This window comes from uncultured Duncaniella sp. (genome assembly GCF_910578445.1).
In the GTDB taxonomy this organism is placed as follows: Bacteria; Bacteroidota; Bacteroidia; order Bacteroidales; family Muribaculaceae; genus Duncaniella.
The window spans coordinates 6,758-8,802 of the sequence record NZ_CAJTQC010000044.1; the positions used below are offsets into that span (position 1 = coordinate 6,758).

Below are 2,045 nucleotides of genomic sequence, written 5' to 3' on the forward strand. Positions count from 1 at the left end.
ACGGGCGATGAGAAGAAAAAGGACACCGGGTATCCCTCCCGATGTCCGACCACTAAATCCACAATCAAAATTATTTTGACTGCGATTCCGTATGCAAAGTTAGTTTTTTATTCTCACTTGCACAACCGAATAACAACCCGATAATGCGAAAAGTGCGATTGACATGAGCGATTTTTAAGTTTCCGCTGCTCCGAAACCGATTGAGCCGAGGCTGTTGACTGCATCCATCTTCTGCTTGTCGAAAACATGGAGATACTTTTCGGTTGTGGTTATCCCGCAATGCCCCATAAGTTCTGATACTGTCTTTATGTTGACACCGTTGTCGAGCATATTGACTGCGAATGAATGTCTGCCGCAGTGCCATGAAATCCATTTTGTTATTCCAGCCTCCCTAACCCAACGTTTTAGATGCTTGTTGCAGGTCGAGTAATTCGGCAGCTTGAATATAAGTTCGTTTGGGTCGTATGGCTCGGAAGGCTTGCCTATCAGTGCAAGCAAATCATCGTTAAGCGGAAACGACACGGCACTGTGTGAGCTTCTTGATTCCACTTTCTTCTGATTAAACCGCAGTGTCCGTGTGGAGGCATCCACATTCCCGTATGTAAGCAGTTTCACATCACACCATCTTGTGCTGGTGAAAAGAGTGAATATGAACGCTCGCTGGACTTCCTTGTGTTCGCCTTCATAGTGGGTGCCGACAAGCGTCCTCACCTCATCGAGAGTGAGAACCTCTTTTGTAACCTGATTGCGGTCGTGTTTGACGGATATGCCCTTGCAGGGATTGCCGCGCATCAGACCTTCCTCTATCGCGTCAAGCACGATGCGCTTGAAATAATGGTACATTTTGTTCGGACCCTCTCCCTTTCCGTTTGCACGGAGGAATTCAGCGAATTTCAAGACAAGTTCCGGGGTTATGGTTTCCATGTGCAGGAATGTGTCATACTTGCTGTATCTCGGTGTTTCCTTGAGAAAACGGATGAAACGGTTGTAAGTCTGGACAACTGACTTTCGGACATAGTAAGTGAACCTCTCCGATTCACATTTCTCCTTGAAATAGGCGAGAAAATTTGTCTGTCTGTCCTTTTTCAGCCTGTATCCGGCACGGTCTTCAAGAAACGCCTGCTCACGTTCAAAACGTATCTTCTCGGCGAGTGCCAGAGTGTTTTTATTCTGTATCCTTTCCTCTTGGTTTCTCGGATGAAGCCAGATATAGAGATTCAGATTTTCTTTTCGGCGGTCATGCTTGACCTTGAATTTTGGTTTTCCTGCCATCGCCCCGGTGGTATAGAATACTTGATTTCCGTCCTCGTCAAGCACCGGGGATTCAGTGCGTCCGAGATAGTATTCCATATAGAGGCTTGCGCGTCCGTCTTTCAGTTCGGACTGCTGGAGCTTCGGATTCTGCTTATTTCGCGTTTGGATTTTCGCCATTTATTGAGTAATTTTGTTGTTATAGAACAAAGGTAACCACACGTTGCGAAACGTGAAAATTGCCCTCAACATCTATTAACAACTGAAATGTACTAATTGTGTACTAAATGCGAAAAACAGTCGAAAATACGGCAAATCAATCAAATGGCGTAATTCGCTAAATCATTGATATTCTTTATATTTAGCCATATCCAATTATATCGGTTTTCTATGCGTTGAGTTATCCGCTGCTTTGACGCATGGGCGGCAATATTCACCAAGAAATGCGCCGACTACGAGCTGAACGTGACAGGAAACATCAAACGCAAAGAGCGTTTCCGCACCTACATCAAAGTGCCGGAACTCGCCGCTTTCCTGCGTGAGATAACGGACTACCGCACAGCCGACATGATTAACCTCGATGTGCCGGAGAAGAACGTGCGCTTCCTTTCCCATGCCCCGACCATGGCACAGGAAGAAATGATAGGGCGTCTTGTATCATTCGCCAGTTCCGGAAATTGGACGGATCTGGGGCTTGACATTCCCGAACCGGACAATCTCGACAAGGCGAAAATGCTTATCGCTACCAACGTGGCAAGAAAAATGGCTCTTGACATGAGGCTGCTCGGCGACAA

1 protein-coding gene and 1 pseudogene are annotated in these 2,045 nt (G+C 46.4%); one reads left to right on the top strand and one right to left on the bottom strand.

What is annotated here, in order from left to right; translation table 11 throughout:
- Window positions 1–174: 174 nt before the first annotated feature.
- Window positions 175–1,431: a site-specific integrase gene (locus tag QZ311_RS11865; RefSeq protein ID WP_297068327.1), complete on the bottom strand. Its 1,257-nt coding sequence runs from the start codon at window positions 1,429–1,431 to the stop codon at window positions 175–177.
- Window positions 1,432–1,587: 156 nt separating this feature from the next.
- On the opposite strand from QZ311_RS11865, the pseudogene QZ311_RS11870 reads away from it, so the two are divergent.
- Window positions 1,588–2,045 (top strand): annotated as a pseudogene (locus QZ311_RS11870) (hypothetical protein); the annotation flags it as partial.

Bases quoted from the DNA above. Each gene is read 5' to 3' on its own strand.
- QZ311_RS11865 (WP_297068327.1), bottom strand. From the start codon at position 1,431: ATGGCGAAAATCCAAACGCGAAATAAGCAGAATCCGAAGCTCCAGCAG.